Raw genomic sequence first — 23,851 nt, forward strand, 5'->3', positions numbered from 1 at the left:
ATTGTGGTTAGAGTGAGAAATTATCGAACTCAGGATTCGCCTCAAAATCGCCTAGGCGTTCAATTTCAGTATCTTGGCGCATTTGTTCATGCCAACGATCTTCATCCCAAATTTCAAACTTGTTCATCAAGCCAACCAACATGATTTTTTTTCCAAGTTCTGCATGTGCGCGTAACGACGGCGCCAGCAAAATTCGGCCATTTTTATCTAGTTGATACTCTGTAGCGTTACCGAGCAGCATACGTTGCATACGGCGAGCGCGTGGATTCATGTTCGAAATCTTTAATAATCGTTCTTCAATTTCGAGCCATTCTGCTAGCGGGTATAACCACAAACAAGGTTCATTTAAGGCCACAGTGCAGATAACCGTTCCCTGATCTTCAGACAAGATCGCATCTCGGTACTTAGTCGGTACCGCAAAGCGTCCTTTATCATCCAAACTCAGAGAGCTCGCACCCCGAAACATAACTTGCCTTAAAAATAGGTTGTTAATCGTTAATGATTATTTCCGATCCAGTTTGATCCACTAAAAACCACTTTTTACCACAGTGCTCCAGTTTAGGGCTTGACAAGCCATTTTGTCAAGTAAGCAGATCATCATAAGCGCCTTGTGAAGCCAGAAAAAATAAGGCCTCAAGCAAAGCCTATGAATTACGTGGGAAAAAGTGGAAAACATCGAAAAAAAATATTTTTTCAATTTTCTTGGCGATGTATTAGGGAAAAATGGTTAATGAATAACCAATGAATAATTACAAAATTATCGAATGTTGTAATTTTTACTTAATCACCCTGCAAGAGTTACGAATGTTCTCCCTCCAATGGCTGATTAAAAATTATAACGCATTGAAAAAGTTAATTTTTATTATTTGGTATGAAGGTTGCAATAGATTAGATACCAATTAAATGGCAATTTTTAAGGAATGATTATGACTACCGCAACTTCTAAATCGAATTCAAGCACAGAAACTAATAGCAGTGCAAACTCGAACGCGGCTCAAGTAGAGGCGCCATTCACAGAAAAAGCAACTGAAGCAGCACATCACGCTGTTGATGCACTTTCAACTCGTGCAGCAAGTGCTGAACATAGTGTTCGCCAAGGCGCATCGAGCTCTGCTCAAACGCTTTCTGAAAAGCAAGCTGTAGCACGCGCTAAAATTAATGAGTACAGTGGTAAAACTCGTAAGCTTGCATCAGAAAACCCACTTGCAACAGCAGGTATTGCCTTTGCTGCAGGCATGTTAGTAACTGCTCTTATTCGTCGTAAGTAATTGTTATGCAGTCTTCTCAATCCACAGATGAGAAAACGCAAGATGCCACTGAACAGCCGTTAAACGCTGATCAGTGGCAAGATCATCTTGCTAAATTATCTGATTACGGCAAACAGCTATACATTGACTACCGTGAACAAACTGGAACTTGTAAAAAGCTTGCAGCTGCTGAGTGGCGCTTATCAACACGCTCACTCGCCTTAACGATCATCCTACTCGTCTGTTTTGCAGGCGGCTTGGTGCTACTTTGGGCTGGTCTACTTGCTACTGTCGGTATCGCAATATTTAGCTTTAGCCAATCATTGTGGTTAGCCGCTATTTCATTGATTGCATTACAACTGATATGCCTTGCATGGCTTTGGAAAAATATTGGTTATGTAAGTAGTAAGATAGGCTTTGATCACACGCTAAAAAGCGTTCGTCAATTATTTAATATTAATAAGGATGAATGATGTTAATTGATTATTTTATTAATAAACCACAGCACAGAGTGACTGAACTAAGCCAACAAATGGATCTACAAGATGAGCTTAAACGTCAACACCATCAAGCATTCAAATACCGTTTAAAACGCTTTGCAGTAAGTAAAGTAGGTATTGCCAGTGCCTTCACTGCGGGAATGGGCTACGAAGCACTTAATAACTCAGACCACAAAGACGGTAAATTGAAACAAGTCAGCCGCTTCAGCTGGTTACTGCGTTTGTTGTGATCTTTATCATGTAATGTTTGCTTTTTACTTCTCTTTGCCACCTATTTTCATTACCTTAAACACAAACGAGCAATTTGTGAGAATGTAAGGTGAAAAAAAGGATTGTATTAACAGGCGGCCCAGGCGGTGGTAAAACAACAGCCATCGATCTATTAAGACGTGAATTTTCTAATCAAATTGTTGTTGTACCAGAGTCTGCGACCATGCTATTCAGCGGTGGTGTAGAACGTGGTGATGCAACTCACCTCATTAAAGCTCACCAACAAGCTATCTTCAGCTTACAAAAACACCTTGAACATATTCAGCGAACCATGCACCCAGATCGTTTAATGCTTTGCGATCGTGGTAGTTTAGATGGGCTTGCCTATTGGCCCGGTGAGCAAGATGAGTTTTTTCAGTGTTTAAACACCAGCCTAGAAATCGAACTTAACCAGTATGATGCAGTGATCTTTTTTGAAACAGCTGCTAAGTCTGGGCAAAGTATTCATTCTAATAACCCTGTTAGAAACGAATCTGATCAGCAAGCTATTTTGCTTGATGACAAACTGCAAGCTGTTTGGTCACAGCACCCTAACTTTAATTTAGTGAAAAGTTCAGAGTCATTTATTCAAAAGGTGATGTTTGGCATCGACACTATCCGCAAGGTCATGGATAGTTATAACTAACAGCTTAATCAGTCATAAAACTGTTAGTTATCAGAATCTATTAACCACGATTATGTGGTCGAGCGTAGTCTATATCAGGCCCTTTTGGCACAACTTGAGTTGGGTTGATCATGGTGTGGCTAAAATAGTAATGACGTTTTATATGATAAAAATCAACGGTCTTACTTACACCTTCAATTTGATATAACTCACGTAAATAGTTGCTGATCGCCGGATAGCTCTCAATAGTACGCAAATTACATTTAAAGTGGCCCACATAAACACTGTCGAAGCGAATTAAGGTGGTAAATAAACGCCAGTCGGCCTCAGTCAGGGTCTCACCCACTAAATAACGATTAGCTGTTAAACGTTGCTCAATCTTATCTAGAGCGGCAAAGAGATCATCAAAGGCTTCCGTGTAAGCTTCTTGCGTTGTCGCAAAGCCTGCACGATACACCCCATTATTAATGTTGTGATAAACAAACTCATTAACTTCATCAATTTCAGAACGTAACGATTGCGGATAAAAGTCGCGTTCATTACCTGTTAGGGCATTAAACGCGCTATTAAACATTCTGATAATCTCAGCAGATTCGTTGCTAACAATACGCTGCGTTTTTTTATCCCAAAGCACGGGAACCGTAACACGACCTGAATAATCGGCTTTGTTACGCGTATAAATTTGATGCATAAATTCGCTATCGAAAAGTGCATCACCGGTGCTGTGATTGTCTTTATCAAAGGTCCAGCCATGCTCTAGCATGTCAGGACTTACAACCGACACACTGATATAATCTTCAAGGCCTTTTAAATGGCGAAAAATCAAAGTGCGATGAGCCCAAGGGCAAGCTAAAGAGACATAAAGATGGTAACGATCTTTCTCAGCTTTAAAGCCCGCATCACCACTTTGCCCTGCACTGCCATCTTCGGTAACCCAGTTACGTAACTGAGCTGCCTCACGTTTGAACTCACCTTGATTGTTATCGGTGTCGTACCATTTATCTTGCCATTGGCCATTTACTAGTAATCCCACAATAACCTCCTATAGTGTGCCAAATTTACCTAGCTGATAGTCACGCACTGCTTGCTGTAACTCAGCTTGGGTTGTCATTACAAACGGGCCCATATGAGCGATTGGTTGCTTAAGCGGCTCACCGGCTAGGATCAACGCCCCAGCACCAGTTTGCGAGTTAAACTCAATGTTACTGCCAGGCTCTAAAATCAATAAGCTGCCAGCTTTAACTGGACCGCCCTGTTCAGTATGAATTTCTCCAGTATGGATATAAATCATCACCTTAGTTTGCGCTAATGGTGCATGGTAAAACTGCGTACCAGCCGGTAAAGTCACATCAGCAAGCATGCCATCAGCGGCGAGGTCTTGTAGGCTAGAGTCCTGCTTTTCACCGGCAAACTGCCAGCTTCCTGCCAACGCTTTAAGCTCAACACCTTGCTCATTTTGAGTCGTTGGTGCTGGCGCTTCAGTGGTATCTTGATAACGTGGTGCTCTTAGTTTCTCGGCACTTGGCATATTGAGCCAAATCTGAAAACCGTGCATGCCTTCTTTAGCATCTGCTAATGGCATTTCACTGTGGATCACACCAAAACCGGTACTCATCCACTGCACATCACCAGCACGGATCGCTTTTTTGTTACCCATTTGATCTTGGTGCTCAAAGCCACCTTTAATAATATAAGTAAAGGTTTCGATACCGCGGTGAGGATGCGCAGGAAAGCCCCCCATAAAATCACTGTGATCATCTGACTTAAGCTCATCGATCATTAAAAAAGGGTCTAAATACTTGCCATCAAAGCCAGGAATACGACTGATGTTTACGCCGTCACCATCTTGTGTGGCATGACTATTTAATTGTTGAATCACTTTCATAACTTTACTCCCGTAAATTGTATGAAATGATTGTAGGCGCTAATTTAACTAACAACCATGAGTAAAATTAGCGCTAATCATTCTATTTTTAAGAATGCTCATTTTGTTGTCTGGTTAATCTATCAGCCACTGTAGCACCCCGCTCTCCAACTTCTTTCTCTGGCCCTATGGTGCTATCGACTAAGGTTTGTTGCTCGGCACTGGCATTAATGGCGGCACCAAAAATAATGATGTATGCGCTGATATAAAGCCACATCAACATGATCACCACACCACCTAACGATCCGTAAGTTTCGTTATAACTTGCAAATTGCGATACATAATATGAAAAACCGATTGATGCGATGATCCAAAGAAACGTGGCAAGCATTGAGCCTGGGGTGATCCAGCGCCATTTGGCAGGCGTTCTATGCGGTGCATAACGATATAAAAATGCTAAAGCGCAATTAAAAATAATGGCTAATAGTGGCCAAGTAATAAGCTGAATCATTAAATCGATAAGCTCAGTTAAGCCAACTAAGTTAAGCACTATTGGCAAAATACCAATGATCAATAACGCCACCAGCGCAACCACAATAGCACCTAACGAAAATAAAAAACGCACCACTAATGCCATAAAAAACTGGCGCTTATTGCGCTGATGATAAGTAATGTTGCAGGCAGTGATCAGTGCTTGGCAGCCTTTGCTGCTACTCCAAACAGTCAATAATAAAGTACCTATGGCACTGGCACTCAATACCTTTTGCGATTGCTGAGTGATACCACTAACCTGTAGCAAAATGATGTCACGGCTACTTTCAGGTAAAATGGCAATCACTTTATCAAGCTGATCATAAATATCTGTTGGCGAGGCAAAATATGCATACACAGAGACAATAGCCGCCAGCGCAGGGAAAATAGCCAACAGAGCATAAAATGCCACGCCTGCCGCCACAAAAGATAAATTGTCTTGTGATAGGTTGTGATAAACCCGCTTGCAGATATCCCACCAGCCTCGCATTGGGATCTCCATTGGTGAGCGAGCTTGGTAACCTCGGTTGTCCTTACTCATAAGCGACCTAAAAAATTGCTTTAATCACTCTCAAGCTGCAAACAACTTGCCAGTAATAATGGCGTCTGAATTGCATTAAGCTAAGCTTATAAAAACAGTACAAAGGTCCATGGAGCGGTGCGATGAATTATTATTTACTTATTAAAAATCAATTAGCTACTTTGTTTACACCGACAGTTTCAGTAACATCGCAAGCAATCCCTGAGAGCTTATCTTGGCAAGACTTAAACTCTCAAATCACGCAGTTTTTACATACTACATGGCAAATGTTACCTGCACTGACACTCGGTATTGTAGCCATCATTGTTTGCTACTTTTTAGCCCGCCCTTTATCGTATTTATTAATCAAACCACTTGGCTTTGTCAGTGAAAGTAAACTTTTGCATGTGGTGACTAGGCGCTTTTTTAGCATCATTATCATCTTGTTTGGGGTGTACTTATTTTTGCGTCTTGCTGGACTCACCAGTTTTGCCGTGGCGATTATGAGTGGTACTGGCTTAGTCGGGCTTATTTTAGGTTTTGCTTTTCGCGATATCGCCGAAAACTTTATTTCAAGTATGCTGCTTAGTGTGCAGCGCCCTTTTCGTATTGATGATGTTATCGAAGTTGATGGTCGTTTAGGGGTAGTTAAAAAGGTTACGGCTCGCGCCACCACCTTGGTTGATTTTGATGGTAATCACATTCAAATTCCCAATGCGACCGTCTATAAAAACGTCATTAAAAACCTCACCGCAAATCCTAAAATGCGAGGTCACTTTAACGTTGGCATTGGCTACGATAATGACATTCGCTATGCCCAACAATTAGCAATGAAAGTGGTTAATCAAAACCCTGCTGTTATTAGTGATCCGCCAAGCCAAGTGTTAATTGATTCATTAGGCTCAGCGACTCTTAATCTAACCATTTATTTTTGGGTCAATAGTAACGAACACAGTACTATCAAAGTGGCATCACAATTAATGCGAGAGCTGGTCAATACCTATTTAGCAGAGCAAATAAGCATGCCTGATGATGCTCGCGAGCGAATTATTTTAAATAGCGAAAACGAGACCGAGCAGCCAAACAATAGTGTAAGCGCAGAGCCAAAAACAGCAAAATCACTCGACGACCATAGCCTTGATGACGTTAGTAGTGATGCCGATGATATTCGCGAACAAGCCGATCAATCTCGCGACCCTGAGCAGGGTAGCAATATAATTTAAAGTACTTGCGAACTAGGCTTCATCATTGGGTTTATCTTGCATAGCACGCTTAAACCCTTTGACTGACGTCCCTAAATCTCCACCTATTCGAGATAATTTTTTTGTGCCAAATAACAGCACCACAATTGCAGCAATAATGACTAATTGCCAAACACTAATTCCTGCCATAACAACCTCATTTAAAAATAAAAGCGCCCTTACAGGCGCTTGTAAACACTAAAATTAGAAACTAGCTCGAACACCCAAGGCTACTTGAGTACCAAAACGCTCTAGATAACTCACTTGGTCAGTACGCTTGGTGTAACCCCAATAACGTTCATTCGTTAAGTTCGTTGCTTCGGCAAACACTGTGAATTGGTCACTGATGTTATAGCTCATGCTGGCATCTAACTGACCATAATCAGAGATCCAATATGGACCACCCCATGCATCAGGATCCGACAAGAACTTGCTGCGCCAGTTATACGCTAAACGTGCTTGGAAACCATATTGCTCATAGTAAACCACGGCGTTATATGAGTTTTTCGACATGCCTCTAAATGGCAAACCTGATTCTTTTAGCTCTGGTTCATCGTAACTACTGTCAACATAGGTGTAATTAAGCTGAAAGCCTAAGCCATTGAAAGGTTCGGGTAGTAAGTTTTCGAGCGACTGCTGATAAGCAAACTCAGCCCCTTTGATCGTTGCACCGTACTTACTCTTACCAGGGTAAGATGCAAAGTAACGCACACCTTCAATTTCAACTGGGCTTTCGACGTAATCGATAAATGATTTCAGGTCTTTGACAAACACCCCACCACTTAACGAGCTGCTGTCTTCAAAGTACCACTCTAAGGTCATATCGGCTTGATTAGCTTCTTCAGGTGTTAACGACGAATCACCCATAGAAAGTTGTGGTAAACCTTCACGATACGTATCAAAATTTGGCGCAAGCCACGGACGTAAGTAGCTTAAAGATGGGCGGCTAATCACTTGTGCCGCAGAGAAGCGGTAAATTAAATCATCGGTAATACTAAGCTTAAAGTTCATGCTTGGTAAAATGTTGCTGTAATCCCCTTTAAATGATTGCTCAACAGTTTCGCGCCAACCATTTTCAAGTGGTTTACCATCTTCTTGTAAGTCAATTAACGATAGATCATAAACCGACCCTTTAGAGCTCACTTCAGTTTGCGAGCCGCGAATACCAACGTTTAACATATACGGCATATTTGCAAGAGTGCTCTCGAGCGTCACTTGCGCATACGCAGTTAGAACTTCTTCGGTTACCTCATAAGTGCCCGATGAATTGAGCGATGCAACAATACTCTTATCGGTTGCTTCAGCATTAATTGAGCGATAATAAGCAAGTAACTTATCGTAGTCGAAACTTGGCCATGGCTCAGGTGTAATGCTACTTTCACCCTCTAAGAAGTTATCGAAATTCGCCTCAACAAACACATCACTTGGGATTTCAAAGAGGTTAAAGTCACCAACATTGACCACGGTGCTGTCATCGAATTCATAGCCATCGCGTTCTAAATATTGACCACCATTACTGAATTGGCTGGCATTTTTTGATGCATATTCAAGCTGACTTTTAGTTTGTTCAAGGTAAGTTAAACCAAAATCAACACGGGTCACTAAATCGCTTTCTGGCACAAATGTACCGGTAAACTTAAAGTCATTAACCGTGTCTTCAACCCCAGTACCTGTATTACGGCTATAGTGAGCACCGTATGATTGATCCGCAGTTAAGCCCGGCGATAAGGTCACATCTGGCAGCATATTACCCGTGGTGTAATCAATCCCAATTGAGTCAATAAAACCACGCGCAACAATAAAGCGGTTATCACCGCCGTTTTCGTTTTTCGCTCTTGAATGGGCAACATCTACAGCCAGTGTTAGGCCATCCATTGGATACCATTTAGCATTAAGGGCAAACTGATAAGTATCGGTTTTACGTGGGTTGGTTAAGTTGAGTAGCTCCACCATGGTGTTACCGGTTTGCGTCATTGATACTACACGGCCTGTGTCATCAAATTCTGCATCAGTAAACACTGGCGTGCCTGGCGTCCAGCTTTCATCATAGTTAACAAAACCGATTTGATAACGATGACCATCGGTGTTGTAACGTGAATAAAGAGCATCAAAGTTAATGTCTAGGGTATCTGTTGGGCGCCATTGCATTGCTAACGTCGCACCGACGCGTTCACGCACATCCTGCGCGTTGGCAAAATACATGTAACTCGGGATTTTTGAGGCAAATATTTCACTTTGCCCATCAATTTCTCCGTTGCCGTTCATGTCGACTGGCACACCTGCGCTGTCTGCCCCCCAACCTTCTTCTTCGTCAAAAAAACCGCTTGCCGAGTATGTGTCTGCACGTAAGGTTTTCTTAGAATACGCACCCGAGAAAAGCACACCAAAAGTATCATCATTAAAGTTGTCACCGATGATGAATGAAGCATGCGGGTGTACATCGCCTGTTCGAGATTCATAAATCCCTTTTGCTGAAGCGCTCAAGGTAAAGCCATCTTGGTCTAGTGGTTTACGAGTTTCGATATCAACGACCGCACCAATGCCCCCTTCAATTAAGCGTGCTTCTGGTGACTTATACACTTGTAGTGCCCCCACTAACTCTGAAGCAATCGTATCAAAGTTAAAGTCGCGGCCTGAGTTTTCAGAAGCCAGTTTACGACCATTCAACGTGGTAATGTTGTAGCCGCCACCTAAACCACGGACTAAAATATTTTGCCCCTCACCGCCATTACGAGTAATGGTGATGCCCGGAATACGCTGCAATGCTTCCGCTAAGTTTTCATCGGGGAACTTACCGATGTCATCAGCGACAACGACATCAACAACCGTCGTTGCTTCTTTCTTTCGAAAGTTTGATTCTTTAATACTGCTACGGATCCCTGTAACTTCAATAACCTCAACATCCTCTTCGGCCTTACTATCGTTTTCTTGTTGCTGGGCCGTCGCAGCGAAACTGACTGATGAGGCCAAAATCGAGCTTATCAGCACGCTCAAATATTTTTTTCTAGTTGTTGTTGCCATGATGATTTCCTGTTTTTAAATGTTCAGATTTTTTCACCATAAAAATGGTAATGAGTAAGGCCTTATATTTAATCTATAACAAAATGAAACAAACTAGCAACAATTAATTACCTAGTGAAACTTTCGATAGTTACGAATCAAGTTTCAAAAACAGCAAAAATGGCTTCGCATGCCTTTAAAGATGGGGAGTTAATTTCGAAAGTTACGATAATGATTTTTTCTGAAGATTTTCTTTTCGGTGGGGAGATTCGGTTTTTACGAACAATAAAAAAGGCGGCAAAAGCCACCTTTCAATAGTTCTATTTAACTAGAGAGTTAAACGGTAATCACTTCGATACCTAAGCTCGTTAATGATTCAACGAACTCTGCTGGCATATTTTTGTCGGTGACCAGCACATCGATTGATTTAAGCGGCAATACATTATACAAAGCACGCTTACCAAATTTACTTGAATCTGTGACTGCAATGACTTTATCTGCGCGGGTGCACATGGTGCGATTCAGCATTGCCTCGGGCTCATAATGAGTGGTGATCCCTGCTTCTGAGTCGATACCATCAACCCCTAAAATAACCTTTTTAAAGTTATATTTACTAAGTGCTTGCTCGACTTCATTTGAGTAAAAAGACATTGATTTCTTTCGTAATTGCCCACCCAGCATAAACACATTTGCATCTTCAATATCAGCCAGTACATGGGCAATATTAAGGCCGTTTGTCATCACAGTAAGGCCCTGCTTATTGGTTAATGCTTTGGCAACTTCTTCTGTGGTGGTACCAGAATCAATAATCAATGAATCGCCATCATCAACCAAACTTGCCACAGCTTTCGCTAATAACACTTTCACTGCGTAGTTTTCGTTATGCTTATCTTTTACCGAAAGCTCTTTAGCCAATTTATCGCAGGCAATTGCCCCACCACGTGAACGGACAACTAAGCCACGTTTACCGAGCTCGTTAAGATCATGGCGAATGCTAACCTCCGAAATATCAAAGGTCTTTGCGAGATCTTTAACATTTACTTTGCCATTTTCCTCAGTCATCAGGACGATTTTTTGTCTTCTTTCTATTGTGGTTAGCATAGCTGGCCTGTTGTTTTAATAGCTGCTTTCAAATTTGTAGTTCAATATTACACAATTTACAGTTTCAAAGCCAAATTTAGTTTCGAAATAAAATAAAACTTTCAAAACTTACGAATTTTGTTTTATGATTATTTCACAACAATCTTCTTTGGTGACAAAAATGACAACACAAAGCTCACTGTTAGAGCAAACAGAACACACCAATCGCACGCAATTACTGCCTATGATGATCATAGGTGGGTTGTTTTTCTTATTTGGTTTTATAACTTGGCTTAACGGCTCCTTGATCCCATTTTTACAAATGGTCTGCGATCTCAACCATATTGAAGCTTACATGGTGACACTGGTGTTTTATATCGCCTATACCGTAATGGCACTGCCAAGCGCTAAGATTTTGCAAATATTCAGCTATAAGCATGGTATGTCGTTTGGTTTAGGTACCATGGCATTTGGTGCACTGTTATTTATTCCTGCGGCACAAATTCAGGCTTACTGGTTGTTTTTGGTTGCCTTATTTACTTTAGGTAGCGGCCTTACCTTATTACAAACCGCTGCGAATCCTTACATCGTGCTTATTGGCTCTAAAGACACAGCAGCCGTGCGCATTAGCATTATGGGTATTCTCAATAAGAGTGCTGGTGTGGTGGCTCCATTGCTCTTCTCAGCGATTGTATTTAGCGACATTGCCAACTTTAGCCCAGAAGCTCTGGCTCAATTAAACAGCATTCAAAAGCAATTACAGTTACAAGAACTGGCTAATCGTTTAATTACTCCTTACCTTGTAATGGCAATCGCATTAGCAATATTAGCGGCGTTAATCATGCTGGCCCCGCTACCTGATATTGAACAACCAAAAACCAGCAACAACAGCGAGAGTAAATCAGTCCTGCAATTTCCACACTTAGTTTTAGGCGTGATAGCCCTATTCTTTTACATAGGTGCAGAAGTCATTGCCGGCGACACTATTGGCCTTTACGGCAAAGAACAAGGGGTATTGCAGTTCGCAGAACTCACCTCTTACACCATGGGCTTTATGGTGCTGGGTTATGTTTTAGGTATCGTGTTAATTCCTCGCTTTTTTAGTCAGCAACAGGCGCTGATATTTTCCGCGTTAAGTGGTTGTGTGTTTTCACTTGGTATCATTTTAATTAATCCGCAACAAACTGCGATTGCAAACGTAGTGCTCTTTTGGCTTGCTGATAACGGTTTTCCAGATACCGTGTTATTTGTTGCATTACTTGGCTTATCGAATGCGCTGGTATGGCCGACCATTTGGCCTATGGCCCTTGCAAATCTTGGCGATAAAACCCAAACCGGCGCGGCATTACTGATTATGGGGATTTCAGGTGGCGCGCTATTGCCTTTGGTATACGGTGTATTTGCAGAATATACGGGCAATGCACAACAAGCTTACTATCTGTTGATCCCTTGCTATGTGTTTATTCTTTATTACGCACTGATTGGTCACAAACTAACAAGTTGGCGTAAGTAAAGACATGGGCAGGCTTAGTTGTTTTACTATTTAACTAGCCTGCAATTTTTCTGATGTGAAATAGCCCAGTAGCAAAAATTCACGCACGGTAAAAATACACTTATATATTAAGTACTCGTCACGCTTATCAGGGCTCACTTCTGAAAGAGGTAAGGCTTGCTGCGCTATTATGCGCTGTTGCTGCTGCAAAGAGATAGTAAATAAACCTGTGAGTTTATCAGCTAATTGCGACGATGAAAGAGCACCTTCTGCAATCAGCTCTGCGCCTTTTAAGCATGCCGTACGCTCAGTCGTAGTTAGTGTATTTGCTAGCATTAAATCTGTGAAAGCGACTAAATTAAAATACAGTTGCTCATTTGGCTCTAGCTCTAAAATAACCGCCTGCATATGCGAAACCACATCTCGATGCGCCACCGTTTTAAGCACCTCAAAATGATTGTCATTCACTTTATCAAATAGCTGAGTCGCAGCCACTGGCTTAATAGCCGCACCGAATAATGCAGCTAAACATTTAATCGCATTTCGCCTTTGTAAATCAGCCATTGAACACCCCGTTTTGATAATGCCGTACAGCATGATCGGCGGCTCTTGCAGTAAATGCCATATAGGTTAACGAAGGGTTCTGATAACCCGACGAGCACATAAACGAGCCGTCAGTGACATAGACGTTACGCACACTATGAATTTGGTTGTAACGATTAAGCACTGAGGTTGTAGCATCATGTCCCATGCGCGCAGTTCCCATTTCGTGGATGGCTTGCCCCGGCGCTGAGCCTTTATCGTACGCTTGCACATTTTGATAACCAGCTTTGCTGAGCATCTCGACGGCTTGCGCTTTCATATCCTCGCGCATGCGCTGCTCGTTTTCAGCAAATTGGCAATCAAAATTAACTAAAGGTAATCCCCATTGATCTTTTAATACCGGATCTAAGCTCATTTTATTACGATGATAAGGCAGGCATTCACCAAAGCCTATTAATGCAACTTGCCAAGGCCCAGGTTTGGCAAGCTCTTCTCGAAAAGCCTTACCAAAGCTAAGTTCTTTAAAGCCCCGTCGCCAATCTTTTCGTGTTGCGTATCCTTGATAGCCATAGCCGCGAATAAAGCTATGCTGCTCGTTATCATCAAGGTTTCGAAAGCGCGGAATATGAAAGCCAACGGGTCTGTCGCCATCATTAAAGTCATCAGCAAAACCTTTTGGTTCACCCGTTGCGCCAACCCTAAAATGGTGATCCATGAGGTTATGACCAAGCTCTCCACTATCGTTCCCTAAGCCATTAGGAAAACGTGCAGAGGTTGAATTTAATAACAAGGCTGTTGTGGCTACCGTTGATGCACAGCAAAAAATGATGTTCGCTCGCTCGATACGCTCTTTTTTAGATTCAGCATCAATTACTTTCACACCTGTGGCTTGCCCGCTATCTGGATTGTAAATAATCTCTTTAGCAATGGAGTGAGTCTGAATAGTGAGTCGTCCAGTACGCATCGCTGCAGGTAAGGTCGAGGCTAAACTACTAAAATAACTACCGGTTGGACAACCTCGCATACAGCGGTTGCGCTTGCTGCATGGAGCACGACCTTGCTCAGGCTTTGCCTCAGTTAAATGCGCAACTCGCCCGATGGTGAGGTGCCGATTAGTGTAGTGAGTTAATAAACTTTGTTTAAGCTGCTGCTCTACGGCATTAAGCGCAAAAGGAGGTAAGTAAGGTCCATCTGGTAGCTGAGGTAAGTTCAGCGCTTCGCCAATAACCCCGATGTAGGCTTCAACTTTATCGTACCAAGGCGCAATATCTTGATAGCGCACAGGCCAATCAACGCCGTGACCATCTTGTTTGTTGGCTGCAAAATCTATATCACTGAGGCGCAAGCATTGCCGCCCCCAAGTTAATGAGCGCCCACCAAGATGATACCCTCTGATCCAATCAAAACGCTGTGATTCTTGATAAGGGTGCTGCAAATCATTCACAAACCAGTGTTTTATTGATTGCTTGGTGGCATAGCCAGTGCGTGCTTGTTTAGCTTGGTTGCGCTTTTCTAGCAAGCTGGGCCTGTCGCGAAATGGCAGTTGCCAATCTTCTTTAAAGGCAGTGATATAGTCAGTACCATGCACAACCTGCCTGCCACGTTCCAGCAGCAGTACATTGAGCCCATTTTCGGTCAGTTCTTTAGCAGCCCAGCCGCCAGTAATGCCACTGCCAATAACAATGGCATCGAATACTTTTGCCTGCATTCTCACTTAACTTTTAAAAGATTTGCTTACCCGCACAGATTGTTGCTTGAACAGAAAAGTCTTTATCGAGCAGGGCAAAATTAGCCTGTTTACCTACCGCAATACTGCCTATTTGCTCCGCTTTATTTAAAAACTCAGCGGGTACTAAACTGGCCATGTTAGTTGCTTCGACTAGGCTTGCGTCGGTTAGGTTATAAAAGCGCTCAACGCCAACTTCCATGGTTAATGTACTGCCTGCTAAAGAGCCGCTCTCAGTTCTTGCAACACCTTGCTCAACCACAATAGGAAGCTCACCTAAACGGTAGCGACCATCTTGTAAGCCTCCGGCGCTCACACAGTCTGTGATCAGAGCAATTTTATCTGCCCCTTTTAAACGGTAAACCATGTTCATGATGCTCGGATGCAAATGAATACCATCAGGAATAAGCTCAACCATGGCATCGTTGTCCATCAGTAATGCGCCAGTACAGCCGGGATCACGATGATGAATACCGCGCATACCATTAAAAATATGCACACCACCGCAGGCTCCATGAGCAAGAGCTTGTGTTGTTTGCTCAAAATTAGCATCTGTATGACCCAGCATCACACGCACACCCTTATCGGTGATATAGCGGATCATGTCGGGGGATTTAAGTAGTTCTGGCGCTAACGCAAATGAGCTTAAGCAACCTTCACATGCGGCATAAATTTCATCAAATCGCTGTTTAGTAAGCTCTAAAAAAAATGACTCGTTATGCGCGCCTTTATGCGCTTCGGCAAAGAATAAACCTTCGTTATAAGCCCCTAGCAACTGCGCTCCAGCCAAGCCTTTTTGATAGGCACTCGCCATATTTTTATAAGCTTGAATTGAGACGTCCCAGTCTGCAGTCACCGTTGTGCCAACAAACCCCGTTACGCCATGCTTTGCTAAAGAACGAGAAATAATCTCTAGTGATTCTGGGGTGCCGTCCATAATATCGCAGCCTTCACGGCCATGAATATGTAAATCAATAAAGCCTGGAAATAAACTGTGCTCACCTAAATCTATTACTTCGATCTCGGGCGCCATTTGCGTAGTAATGGCAGTAATTTTACCTTGCTCGACCAAGACCACATGATCGAGTAAAACCGCATCAGCAGTCACCACTTTTGCGGCTTTTAAGTAATAGCGATTAAGATGCGTTGGAATTAGCATGAACACTTCCTATTATTGCAGCGCCTCTTACGCCGCTAGAATCACCAAATTTTGCGCGCTTCACTTCTGGCACGGCAAAACCTGAAAATAAATGAGTTTGAATCGCGTCAGGGAGTTTTTCTACTATTGCATCAATGAGCGACAACCCGCCCCCAAGCACGATAACTTCTGGGTGCAAACTTTTACTGATAGCAGCAAAGGTTTCGCCAAGAATATCTAAGTAACAAGCTAGCACCTTTAAGGCTTGCTCATCACCACGTTTGATATCGTTTGCCCATTCAATCGCAGATTTAGGAGATTGCGTAATATGCTGGTACAAGGTTTGTACACCGGGCCCTGCAATATAACTTTCGACACAGCCATTTAAACCACAGCCGCACTTTAAAACTGGCAGCTGGTATTTTTGTTGTAAATACGCAGACAGCGGTAAATGGCCGTACTCCCCTGACATGCCCAAACCTTGGTTAAACAAGGTTCCATCAATGCACATACCACCCGCCGCACCAGTGCCAACAATGGCACCGAATACTCGGCTATAACCTTCACCAGCTCCGCCATTAGCTTCTGATAAGGCAAAACACCGGGTGTCATTTAATATCGCAACAGGGCGTTTTAATAATGCTTGAAGATCGTTGGCAATCACTTTGTCTGTGGCACACGGCACATTAGCCGACAGTACTTTACCTTCATCATTAACGATACCTGGCATACCGATGCCCACCGCACCTTGGCAACCCGATAGCTCATCGGCTTTAATTACCTGCTGATAAATTGCGTGCAAAAATTGCTGATAGTCATCCGTTGGCGTAGTAATACGCCAACTTTGCTGTTGCTCTAAATTATCATTAAAAATGGCGGTCTCTATTTTTGTACCACCAATATCGAGTCCGTAAACAGCCATACTTTACCCAACACTACTTAGCGAGAAGTTAATGGGTAAATAGTTACCCCTTTTACAACACGGTTAACTTCGCCCGTAGGACAAGGGTTATCAGGTGTTAAACCGAGTGACATTGATTTATAAAATGCAAAAATCTGACAATAGACAATATAATACAGACCTTGCCAAACATCATCTAGCTCGACCAGTTCAGTATTTAACGCCAGCTTTTTAACCGCTAAACACTGTTGGTCATTTAGTAGTTCATTAAATAAATCAGTATCATACAAACTACTATAAAAATCACTTGAGGCCATTAACATCACTGCGGTTTTATCATTAATAATGGTTTTAGGACCATGACGAAAACCAAGTGGGGTTTCAAAGTAACTTATTAAATCACCATTGGTCAGCTCTAAGCACTTTAAGGCCGCTTCTTTAGCATAGCCGAGCAATGAACCTGCTCCTAAAAACACCAAACGTTCAATGTCAGTTTGCGCAAAACCCTTGATCTCTTCAAGTTGCGTGTCGAGCAGCTGCTCTGTCTGCGTGGCCACTTGTGCGAGCTGGTTAACATCAGGGGTAAAAATACATAAGGTTGAAAGCAGCATTGAGGTGAAACTGCTGGTCATAGCAAAGCTTTCATCAAGAGTTTCTTTTGGCATAAGTACACTAAAGCTGTTTCTTTTAGCTGCCGCCCTTTTCGCTAACTCTCCATTTTCATTACAGGTAATAACTAAGTGGAAGCACTTTTCAACAACTTGCTCTGAGATATCAACCGCCGCGACACTTTCAGGGCTATTACCTGAACGCGCATAAGAAACAAGTAAAGTGGGCGTGCTCTTTTGTAAAAAACCATGTGGGTTAGACACAATGTCGGTGGTGCTAACTGCACGCACATTTAAATCTGTTTTGGCTGTTAAGTGAGGTGCTAATGCTTCGCCAACATAGGCCGATGTGCCAGCCCCCGTTAATACGATTTGCAGTCCTTTTAATGCCAAAATTGGCGCTAAAAATGCACTTATTTCTGCTCGATGCGTTTCAATAATAGCCGCTGTATTGCACCATGACTCTGGCTGCTGAGAGATTTCTCTTGCTGTCCAATATGCGTTTTGCTGCTTAAGCTCTGTTTCGTTTAATGATAAAAACTGCGTCATAATTAATTCTCTCTCAACACCACTTATTGATTACAAGCACGCGAATAGGTATTCGTTACTTCCATTATTTTATTGAGTACTAACTCACGTGGTGATGAGTTAATTTGGCCATTGATCAATGCCTTATATTGCGCTGGCATAAACTGACTAAGCAAGGTCTGAGGAATAATTTGCCCTTCTAAGTTTTCAAACAGTTTTTCTACTGTTTGTTTTATTTCGTCTTCAGGCCAGTAATAACGAATACGGTCGCTATAACTATAAGCTCTAAACAGCTTAGCTTCAGCACCTTGTGTTGGGTAAAACTTATTCCAGTAATGTGGCTTTTCTAGCATGATACGTTCACACACATCACGTAAATTAGAACGCTGACCAGCTTCGACTAATTGATCTTCAATATAAGATAACGCAAACAACCCTTCGCGTAGCGCATAGGTAAGCTGTGGACCCACTTTCAATATGGCAAAGTGATCTTGCACCAACTCGTGATAGCAATGATCTGGCTGATAGTCGGTAGAGTGAGCTTCATAAACAAGATTATCGACAGTGGTGATAAACTCTTTCAGTTTTTGCGCTTCATTACGTTGGTAATCAAAAACTTGATGGTTATCAAATTCAACTCCCGGCTGCACAACAACAGCAATAACACGCGACCACACATCGCTTATGTTTAAGTTAGCAAATGCAGCCTGGTGTAATTCGATTGTTTGCTGTACCCCCTCAACATGAGATACCTCAATAATTTCATGTTCTTCTGTAGCGCCACCCGGAGGAGGAACCTCAGTACCCACCACATAAAGAATATCGTTACCTTTTGCTACCGACTCAGCGGCTTGGCACATCAACGCTGCACGCTTGGCAATTTCGGCATCAGCTAAACGTTCTCCATCGTCAGCGCATGGCATACTGGCATCTAAATGAATTTTCTTAAAACCCGCGCTTGCATAGGCTTTTACTAGGTCAACAGCTTTTACCATTGCAACCTCTGCAGGCTCATTTACCCAACACACTGGACCTAAATGATCACCCCCCAAAATAATGCGCTGGGTATCTAACCCTACTTTTTCCGCTATTGCATGAACAAACTCAACGAAGTCATGGGGCTTCATTCCTGTGTAACCACCAAACTGATTAACTTGATTCGCTGTAGCTTCTATTAAAATTTCGGTGTCATCATTTAGAGCTTGCAACATTGCTGCTTCGATAACGAGCGGGTGTGCACAACACACAGAATAAATACCCTGCGCTTGCCCTACTCGATTGTTATTTATAATCGTTTTTAATGCATTCATGGTTTTCTCCAAGCAGCTTACGCTAATGGTTAGATACGTGATTTGAAATTACAGTAGCACAGCGCGAAACGCTGCGCAACAAAACGAAAGGTAACGAAAGGCGCAAAACAAGTTAAAAACACACTAAACACGGTATTCTATAAGGGTTAAAATAATAAAAACCAAAGTTACGAAAGAATTTGAAAGCATTTAATTGTAATTGACTTTGAGTTGCGATATAACAGAAACAACTGAAACCCACTATTAAAATAATCTCAGTGATTTAGGTATCGTTATGACAATAGATAGACGTAGTTTTTTAAAATCTGCCGCAGCCATTACCGCCGCGACAGTCGTGACTGGTTGTGCGAAAAGCCAACAAGGTGATAATCAAAGCACACCTCTTGCAGCACAAGGTAAAAGCGTAATGGGCTTAGCTGTGCCAGCAATGGATGTGGTACGTGTTGGTTTTATTGGAGTTGGTCAACGTGGTAGCGGCCATGTAAAACACCTTTGCCATATTGAAGGTGTTGAAATTAAAGCTATTTGCGACACAGATCAGCTGATGCTAGATAAGTCTGTTAATTATGTTGTTGAAAAAGGCTTACCTAAACCAACTGCTTATACGGGTTCTGATAAAGCCTATTTAGACATGCTTGCTCGCGATGACATCGACATTGTGATCATTTCAACGCCTTGGAAATGGCACACACCGATGAGTGTTCAGACCATGGAAAGTGGTAAGCATGCCTTTGTTGAAGTACCTGCAGCAACCACGATGGAAGAGTGTTGGCAACTAGTAAACACTGCTGAGCGCACGCAAAAGAACTGCATGATGATGGAAAACGTTAACTACGGCCGTGACGAGTTAATGGTATTAAACATGGTTCGTAAGGGGATATTTGGCGAGTTACTACATGGTGAAGCCGCTTATATTCATGACCTGCGTTGGCAAATGAAAGAAATTGACCGCAGCACAGGTTCTTGGCGCACTTACTGGCATACAAAAGTAGACGGTAACTTATACCCAACCCATGGTTTAGGCCCTGTTTCTCAGTATATGAACATCAACCGTGGTGACCGCTTTGATTTTGTTACATCAGTTAGCTCACCTGCACTTGGCCGCGCAGCTTACGCAGAGCGTGAATTTCCTGCGGGCCACGAACGCCGCTCACTGAAATTTACTGCTGGCGACATGAACACCAGCATTATTAAAACAGTGAAAGGTCGTAGCATTATGGTTCAGCACGACACCACAAGCCCTCGCCCGTACAGCCGCCATAACCTAATTCAAGGTACTAATGGTACATTTGCTGGTTTCCCTAATCGCATTGCTCTTGAAGATGTGCCACCAGCTATCGCGAAAATTTACCAACAGCAATATGAAGCAGAGCTCGCTGCCTGGGAGAAAGCAGGTTCACAGGGTCGTAAGCCACATATGCAAAACTTTCATAGCTGGGATCAAGATATGGAAAAGTGGCGTGCTGAGTTTGATCACCCACTATGGAAACGCATGGGTGAAGAAGCGGTCAAGAACGGTGGCCACGGCGGTATGGACTTCATTATGCTTTGGCGCATGATCTACTGCTTACGCAATAATGAGCCACTCGATCAAGATGTATACGATGCCGCAGCATGGTCATCAATCTTCCCGCAAAGTATGGCATCGGTTGCTGATAGAAGTAACAGCAAAACGATTCCAGATTTTACCCGTGGCGCTTGGCAAACAGGTAAGCCACTAGGGATTGTGTCTTAACACTTTCTCTCCTTGGAACACTAAAAAGCCCGCCCTTTGCCCTGCGGGCTTTTTTATTAATACACAAGTTATGCATCCATATGATGATGCTTTGATGATCACTTATAGGGTTAATGAAAGACTCAGCACAAAACGGCGACCAAATTGCTCGACTTTCATAAGTGATGAGGCGTCGTTTGTTTGCACCTCTCTAACTAGGCTTTTATCTGTGGCATTAAAAATATCAAACCGCAATGCAACTAAATCAGAGAAAAGCCAACTGTAACTTAGGTCTACACTTGTAAAATCATCGACATAAACATCTGCATTATTCGATAAGTCTCGTTGCTCTAAAAAATCACTCCGGTAATTAAGGTTAACTGCACTTTGCCATTTCTTTGCATTAAACAGTAAACGCAGATTTGCAGTTAATTCAGACACCCCTTCAATATCTGTGTTGTCGATTTGCTCCGCCGTTAATTTGGCGTCCAATAACTGACTAACACTCGATATCATTCGACTTTGCAGTAGAGAATTTGATAATACAGGTAGTTTCAAGTCAGTACTAAACTGCAGCCCACTAATTGCTGCTTGCCCATCATTATTGGCCTGTAAAGCTGGGTATTGCTGCTGTTGATAGGTTACGTTTTTGATTTGTTCAACAATAAAGTTATCGAGCTGATGATTAAAGGCCATCAATTGCAAACTACTCTCTTCCCCTGACCAATTGAAAGATAGGCTTGTGGTGTTGGCTACTACAGGCTCTAAAGCAGGATTTCCTAATTCGGCATAGGGTAAACCACCAGAATTAACATGTAGTTTAGGGTTTAAATCAGAATAGTTAGGCCGATTCACTGCACGGCTATAACCTAAGCGAGCAAGCCATTGCTCAGACAACTGCCATTTGAAATTCAAAGAAGGTAACCAAGTAGAAATGTTTACCTGCTCAGAAAGCTTTGCTAATTGGCCATTCTCATTAAGCTCATGCCCTAATGTTTTACTTTTTACATAGCTGTGTCTGAGCCCAAAAGCAGTCGTTAATCTTTTAAGTTCTGGTATTTGCCATACGCTGTGCATATAGCTTTCATAAGCAGTAAATTCGGTTTCATAACTATTTAAGTAATCATTGGCTTGCCCATCGGTAAATGGTAAGTCAATATCATACAACTGTAAAAGGTCACGTTTTGGGATCAGCCAAGCTTGTGTAGGGTGTGACAGAAAATCGGCTTCAAATGCCGTATTTAATGGCTCTAACCAACGGCCATCAAGCGCTGGTAAATCAGTTAACTGTGTTTGAGACAAACTTACATCTTGACGAAGATACTGATGAGAGTGCATAGACTTTACTGCGCCAAACTGTAAACTCGACAACCCCCAAATAGATGATATTTGCCAAGTGCCATCTACCCCCCATTCTGTTACTTCATCGTTTACTTCAATCTGGCGGCGGCTTAATTGTGATAACTGTGAGTAACTATCAACAAGCGCTAAATTACTGTCCAATTCGTAGTAGGCAAGCTGTTTTCCTGAAATAGAAATCTCTGCAGGTACAGCTTTTAAGTCAACATGAGTTCGGGTGATTGGGGTTTGCGTTTCACTCAACGATTCACTGTGGCTGTAAAATGGACTTATTTGCCAGTGGCTGCCATCTTTTGCATACCATGTAGGTAATATTTGTAAGGTTTGCGTATGGTAGTAAAGGCCTGATTCTTCGCGTGAAGATTTACTTTTTGCCGCATTAAATTGCACCGTTTGAATACTGTTTTGATGCTCACCTAATATGGCTGTTGCATCATCACTTGATGGATTAATTGAGAGCCGGTGCTCATCGTAGGTAAAATCGGTGTCTGAACGAAGCCAAAGTGTATTTAATTCAAATCGCTGATTAGGCTGCCAAGCAATATTTGTGTAATAGCTTGCACGAGTTCTATCTTCATGTTCGATAGTAAGTGCTAACGTATCGGTGGGAACTAAGCTATTATTTTCAAGCCCTTGCCACTGATAAGCTGCAGGTGCTCCACCATTATTTCCCCAATGCCACGTTTCAAATTGAAATTGCCTTTGTAAGCGGTTTTCGTAATTAAACTTAACGACAGCAGCTAACTTATTGTCAGCTGAAATAGTATTGGCAACTAAACCAAAGCTTGGTTGAAAGTTACGCTCACCTGCAAGGGCTGCACTGGTTAAGGTTACTTTTAGGTGATCATCATCAAATGAAAGCGGATCATCACTGATCAAGTTGACTGTCGCTCCAGCTGCTCCGCTAGGTAACCTTGCATCAGCGAGTTTATATACGGCAATATTGGAAAAAAGCTCGGCGCTGAATGTATCAAAACGATACTGCTGACCATATTGATTCGAGTTACGAACGTTTTCAGTATTTGCTAATCTGTGCCCATTTAACAAGGTTAATTGATACTCAGGGCCTAGTCCCATCGCATTAATATTAAGTGCTTCTCCGCGGTCTCTTGAAATACTTACCCCAGGAATTGCTTGTAGTGCTTCAGCCAAATTTTCAGCAGGTAGAAGAGAAAGCATTGTGCCGCTAGCAAAGTCAGCCTCGCCAATGTAGTTTTGTTTTTGCTGCTGCGCGTAATCGGCACTTTGTTGGTAATCGCGGGCATAAACCACAGAAGAAGCCTGATTGTTTTTATCACCTTTCACTGTCACTTCCTCTATATAGGGCTGTGACAGTGAGTGATGTTGTGTCTGGCTTGGTTTGGAAATAATAATGCCCGATGATGTTTGTTGCCAAATAAAGCCATGTTTTAGCAACAGGGCATCAAGGCTTGCCTCTAGACTAACTGTTCTAGGTAACGTGGCTGAGTGTAAGATAACTGAGCTTACTAGGTTGTCTGGATAAATAATTGCAACTTGGTACTGATCAGCCAGATCATTAAGCGCTGTTTTTAGAGTGCTTTGTGCAGCAAACAGCTGCTTGGCATACAAACCAAACAGCATCAAAACACAGCAGAAAATACGCCACATTAACTTACATCCTCATTGCTAGAGGAAAATATTGTGCCTATTTTCA

Annotated in this window: 20 protein-coding genes and 1 pseudogene; 7 read left to right on the forward strand and 14 right to left on the reverse strand. The window is 42.5% G+C overall.

What is annotated here, in order from left to right; translation table 11 throughout:
* Nucleotides 1-7: 7 nt before the first annotated feature.
* Nucleotides 8-466 (reverse strand): division/cell wall cluster transcriptional repressor MraZ, encoded by a 459-nt coding sequence (mraZ, locus tag PASHI_RS17385; protein ID WP_054552739.1) that lies wholly within the window; start codon nt 464-466, stop codon nt 8-10.
* Between the two features lie 460 nt (nt 467-926).
* Here mraZ and PASHI_RS17390 point away from each other — a divergent pair, with 460 nt between their 5' ends.
* The 4 genes from PASHI_RS17390 (at nt 927) to PASHI_RS17405 (ending at nt 2,642) form a co-directional block, all read left to right on the forward strand.
* Nucleotides 927-1,268, forward strand: coding sequence for a hypothetical protein (locus PASHI_RS17390; RefSeq protein WP_054561058.1), 342 nt, complete (start codon nt 927-929; stop codon nt 1,266-1,268).
* Between the two features lie 5 nt (nt 1,269-1,273).
* Nucleotides 1,274-1,720, forward strand: a complete 447-nt coding sequence (locus PASHI_RS17395; RefSeq protein ID WP_062566497.1) for a hypothetical protein — start codon at nt 1,274-1,276, stop codon at nt 1,718-1,720.
* Entirely contained in the window at nt 1,720-1,977 is a 258-nt protein-coding gene (locus tag PASHI_RS17400) for a hypothetical protein (protein ID WP_054561060.1), read from the forward strand. Before PASHI_RS17395 ends, PASHI_RS17400 begins: the two co-directional genes overlap by 1 nt.
* An 89-nt stretch (nt 1,978-2,066) precedes the next feature.
* Nucleotides 2,067-2,642, forward strand: a complete 576-nt coding sequence (locus PASHI_RS17405; RefSeq protein ID WP_062566498.1) for an AAA family ATPase — start codon at nt 2,067-2,069, stop codon at nt 2,640-2,642.
* A 40-nt stretch (nt 2,643-2,682) separates the two neighbouring features.
* On the opposite strand, the gene PASHI_RS17410 is transcribed toward PASHI_RS17405, so the two are convergent.
* The 3 genes from PASHI_RS17410 to PASHI_RS17420 all read right to left on the reverse strand — a co-directional run bounded on the left by PASHI_RS17410 (nt 2,683) and on the right by PASHI_RS17420 (nt 5,557).
* Nucleotides 2,683-3,654 carry a glutathione S-transferase family protein gene (locus PASHI_RS17410; protein ID WP_062566499.1) on the reverse strand — a complete coding sequence of 324 codons (972 nt, stop codon included), beginning with the start codon at nt 3,652-3,654 and terminating at the stop codon, nt 2,683-2,685.
* Nucleotides 3,655-3,663: 9 nt separating this feature from the next.
* A complete protein-coding gene (locus PASHI_RS17415; protein ID WP_062566500.1) occupies nt 3,664-4,506 on the reverse strand; it encodes a pirin family protein in 843 nt (280 codons plus the stop codon).
* An 88-nt stretch (nt 4,507-4,594) separates the two neighbouring features.
* Nucleotides 4,595-5,557, reverse strand: a complete 963-nt coding sequence (locus PASHI_RS17420; RefSeq protein ID WP_062566501.1) for a YihY/virulence factor BrkB family protein — start codon at nt 5,555-5,557, stop codon at nt 4,595-4,597.
* Between the two features lie 122 nt (nt 5,558-5,679).
* Between PASHI_RS17420 and PASHI_RS17425 the strand changes: the two genes are divergently transcribed.
* The gene (locus PASHI_RS17425) at nt 5,680-6,759 is read left to right on the forward strand and encodes a mechanosensitive ion channel family protein (RefSeq protein WP_062566502.1); all 1,080 of its coding nucleotides are present in this window, start codon (nt 5,680-5,682) and stop codon (nt 6,757-6,759) included.
* Between the two features lie 18 nt (nt 6,760-6,777).
* Here PASHI_RS17425 and tatA read toward each other — a convergent pair.
* The 3 genes and pseudogenes from tatA to agaR all read right to left on the reverse strand — a co-directional run.
* Nucleotides 6,778-6,927, reverse strand: a pseudogene (gene tatA, locus PASHI_RS17430) (twin-arginine translocase TatA/TatE family subunit); the annotation flags it as partial.
* A 54-nt stretch (nt 6,928-6,981) separates the two neighbouring features.
* Nucleotides 6,982-9,798, reverse strand: coding sequence for a TonB-dependent receptor (locus PASHI_RS17435; protein WP_062566503.1), 2,817 nt, complete (start codon nt 9,796-9,798; stop codon nt 6,982-6,984).
* Between the two features lie 315 nt (nt 9,799-10,113).
* On the reverse strand, nt 10,114-10,878 hold the full coding sequence (agaR, locus tag PASHI_RS17440) for a transcriptional repressor AgaR (protein ID WP_054561067.1): 765 nt from the start codon (nt 10,876-10,878) through the stop codon (nt 10,114-10,116).
* A gap of 160 nt (nt 10,879-11,038) precedes the next feature.
* On the opposite strand from agaR, the gene PASHI_RS17445 reads away from it, so the two are divergent.
* Nucleotides 11,039-12,370, forward strand: coding sequence for a sugar MFS transporter (locus PASHI_RS17445; RefSeq protein ID WP_062566504.1), 1,332 nt, complete (start codon nt 11,039-11,041; stop codon nt 12,368-12,370).
* Between the two features lie 30 nt (nt 12,371-12,400).
* Here PASHI_RS17445 and PASHI_RS17450 read toward each other — a convergent pair whose 3' ends face one another.
* The 6 genes from PASHI_RS17450 to PASHI_RS17475 are packed head-to-tail and all read right to left on the reverse strand — an operon-like array spanning nt 12,401 to nt 19,103.
* Nucleotides 12,401-12,913, reverse strand: coding sequence for a hypothetical protein (locus tag PASHI_RS17450; protein ID WP_062566505.1), 513 nt, complete (start codon nt 12,911-12,913; stop codon nt 12,401-12,403).
* Nucleotides 12,906-14,600, reverse strand: a complete 1,695-nt coding sequence (locus PASHI_RS17455) for a GMC oxidoreductase (protein WP_062566506.1) — start codon at nt 14,598-14,600, stop codon at nt 12,906-12,908. The genes PASHI_RS17450 and PASHI_RS17455 overlap by 8 nt, the downstream gene beginning before the upstream one ends.
* Before the next feature lie 13 nt (nt 14,601-14,613).
* Nucleotides 14,614-15,777: an N-acetylglucosamine-6-phosphate deacetylase gene (nagA, locus tag PASHI_RS17460; protein WP_062566507.1), complete on the reverse strand. Its 1,164-nt coding sequence runs from the start codon at nt 15,775-15,777 to the stop codon at nt 14,614-14,616.
* The gene (locus PASHI_RS17465) at nt 15,755-16,678 is read right to left on the reverse strand and encodes an ROK family protein (protein ID WP_062566508.1); all 924 of its coding nucleotides are present in this window, start codon (nt 16,676-16,678) and stop codon (nt 15,755-15,757) included. Before PASHI_RS17465 ends, nagA begins: the two co-directional genes overlap by 23 nt.
* A gap of 17 nt (nt 16,679-16,695) precedes the next feature.
* Nucleotides 16,696-17,814, reverse strand: a complete 1,119-nt coding sequence (locus PASHI_RS17470; RefSeq protein WP_062566509.1) for an SIS domain-containing protein — start codon at nt 17,812-17,814, stop codon at nt 16,696-16,698.
* Between the two features lie 23 nt (nt 17,815-17,837).
* Nucleotides 17,838-19,103: a D-tagatose-bisphosphate aldolase, class II, non-catalytic subunit gene (locus PASHI_RS17475; protein WP_062566510.1), complete on the reverse strand. Its 1,266-nt coding sequence runs from the start codon at nt 19,101-19,103 to the stop codon at nt 17,838-17,840.
* A 274-nt stretch (nt 19,104-19,377) separates the two neighbouring features.
* On the opposite strand from PASHI_RS17475, the gene PASHI_RS17480 reads away from it, so the two are divergent.
* Nucleotides 19,378-20,838: a Gfo/Idh/MocA family protein gene (locus tag PASHI_RS17480; RefSeq protein WP_062566511.1), complete on the forward strand. Its 1,461-nt coding sequence runs from the start codon at nt 19,378-19,380 to the stop codon at nt 20,836-20,838.
* 102 nt (nt 20,839-20,940) lie between these two features.
* Here PASHI_RS17480 and PASHI_RS17485 read toward each other — a convergent pair whose 3' ends face one another.
* Nucleotides 20,941-23,805 carry a TonB-dependent receptor gene (locus tag PASHI_RS17485; protein WP_062566512.1) on the reverse strand — a complete coding sequence of 955 codons (2,865 nt, stop codon included), beginning with the start codon at nt 23,803-23,805 and terminating at the stop codon, nt 20,941-20,943.
* Nucleotides 23,806-23,851 lie beyond the last annotated feature (46 nt).

The sequence above is a fragment of the Pseudoalteromonas shioyasakiensis genome (genome assembly GCF_001550135.1).
GTDB lineage: Bacteria > Pseudomonadota > Gammaproteobacteria > Enterobacterales > Alteromonadaceae > Pseudoalteromonas > Pseudoalteromonas shioyasakiensis.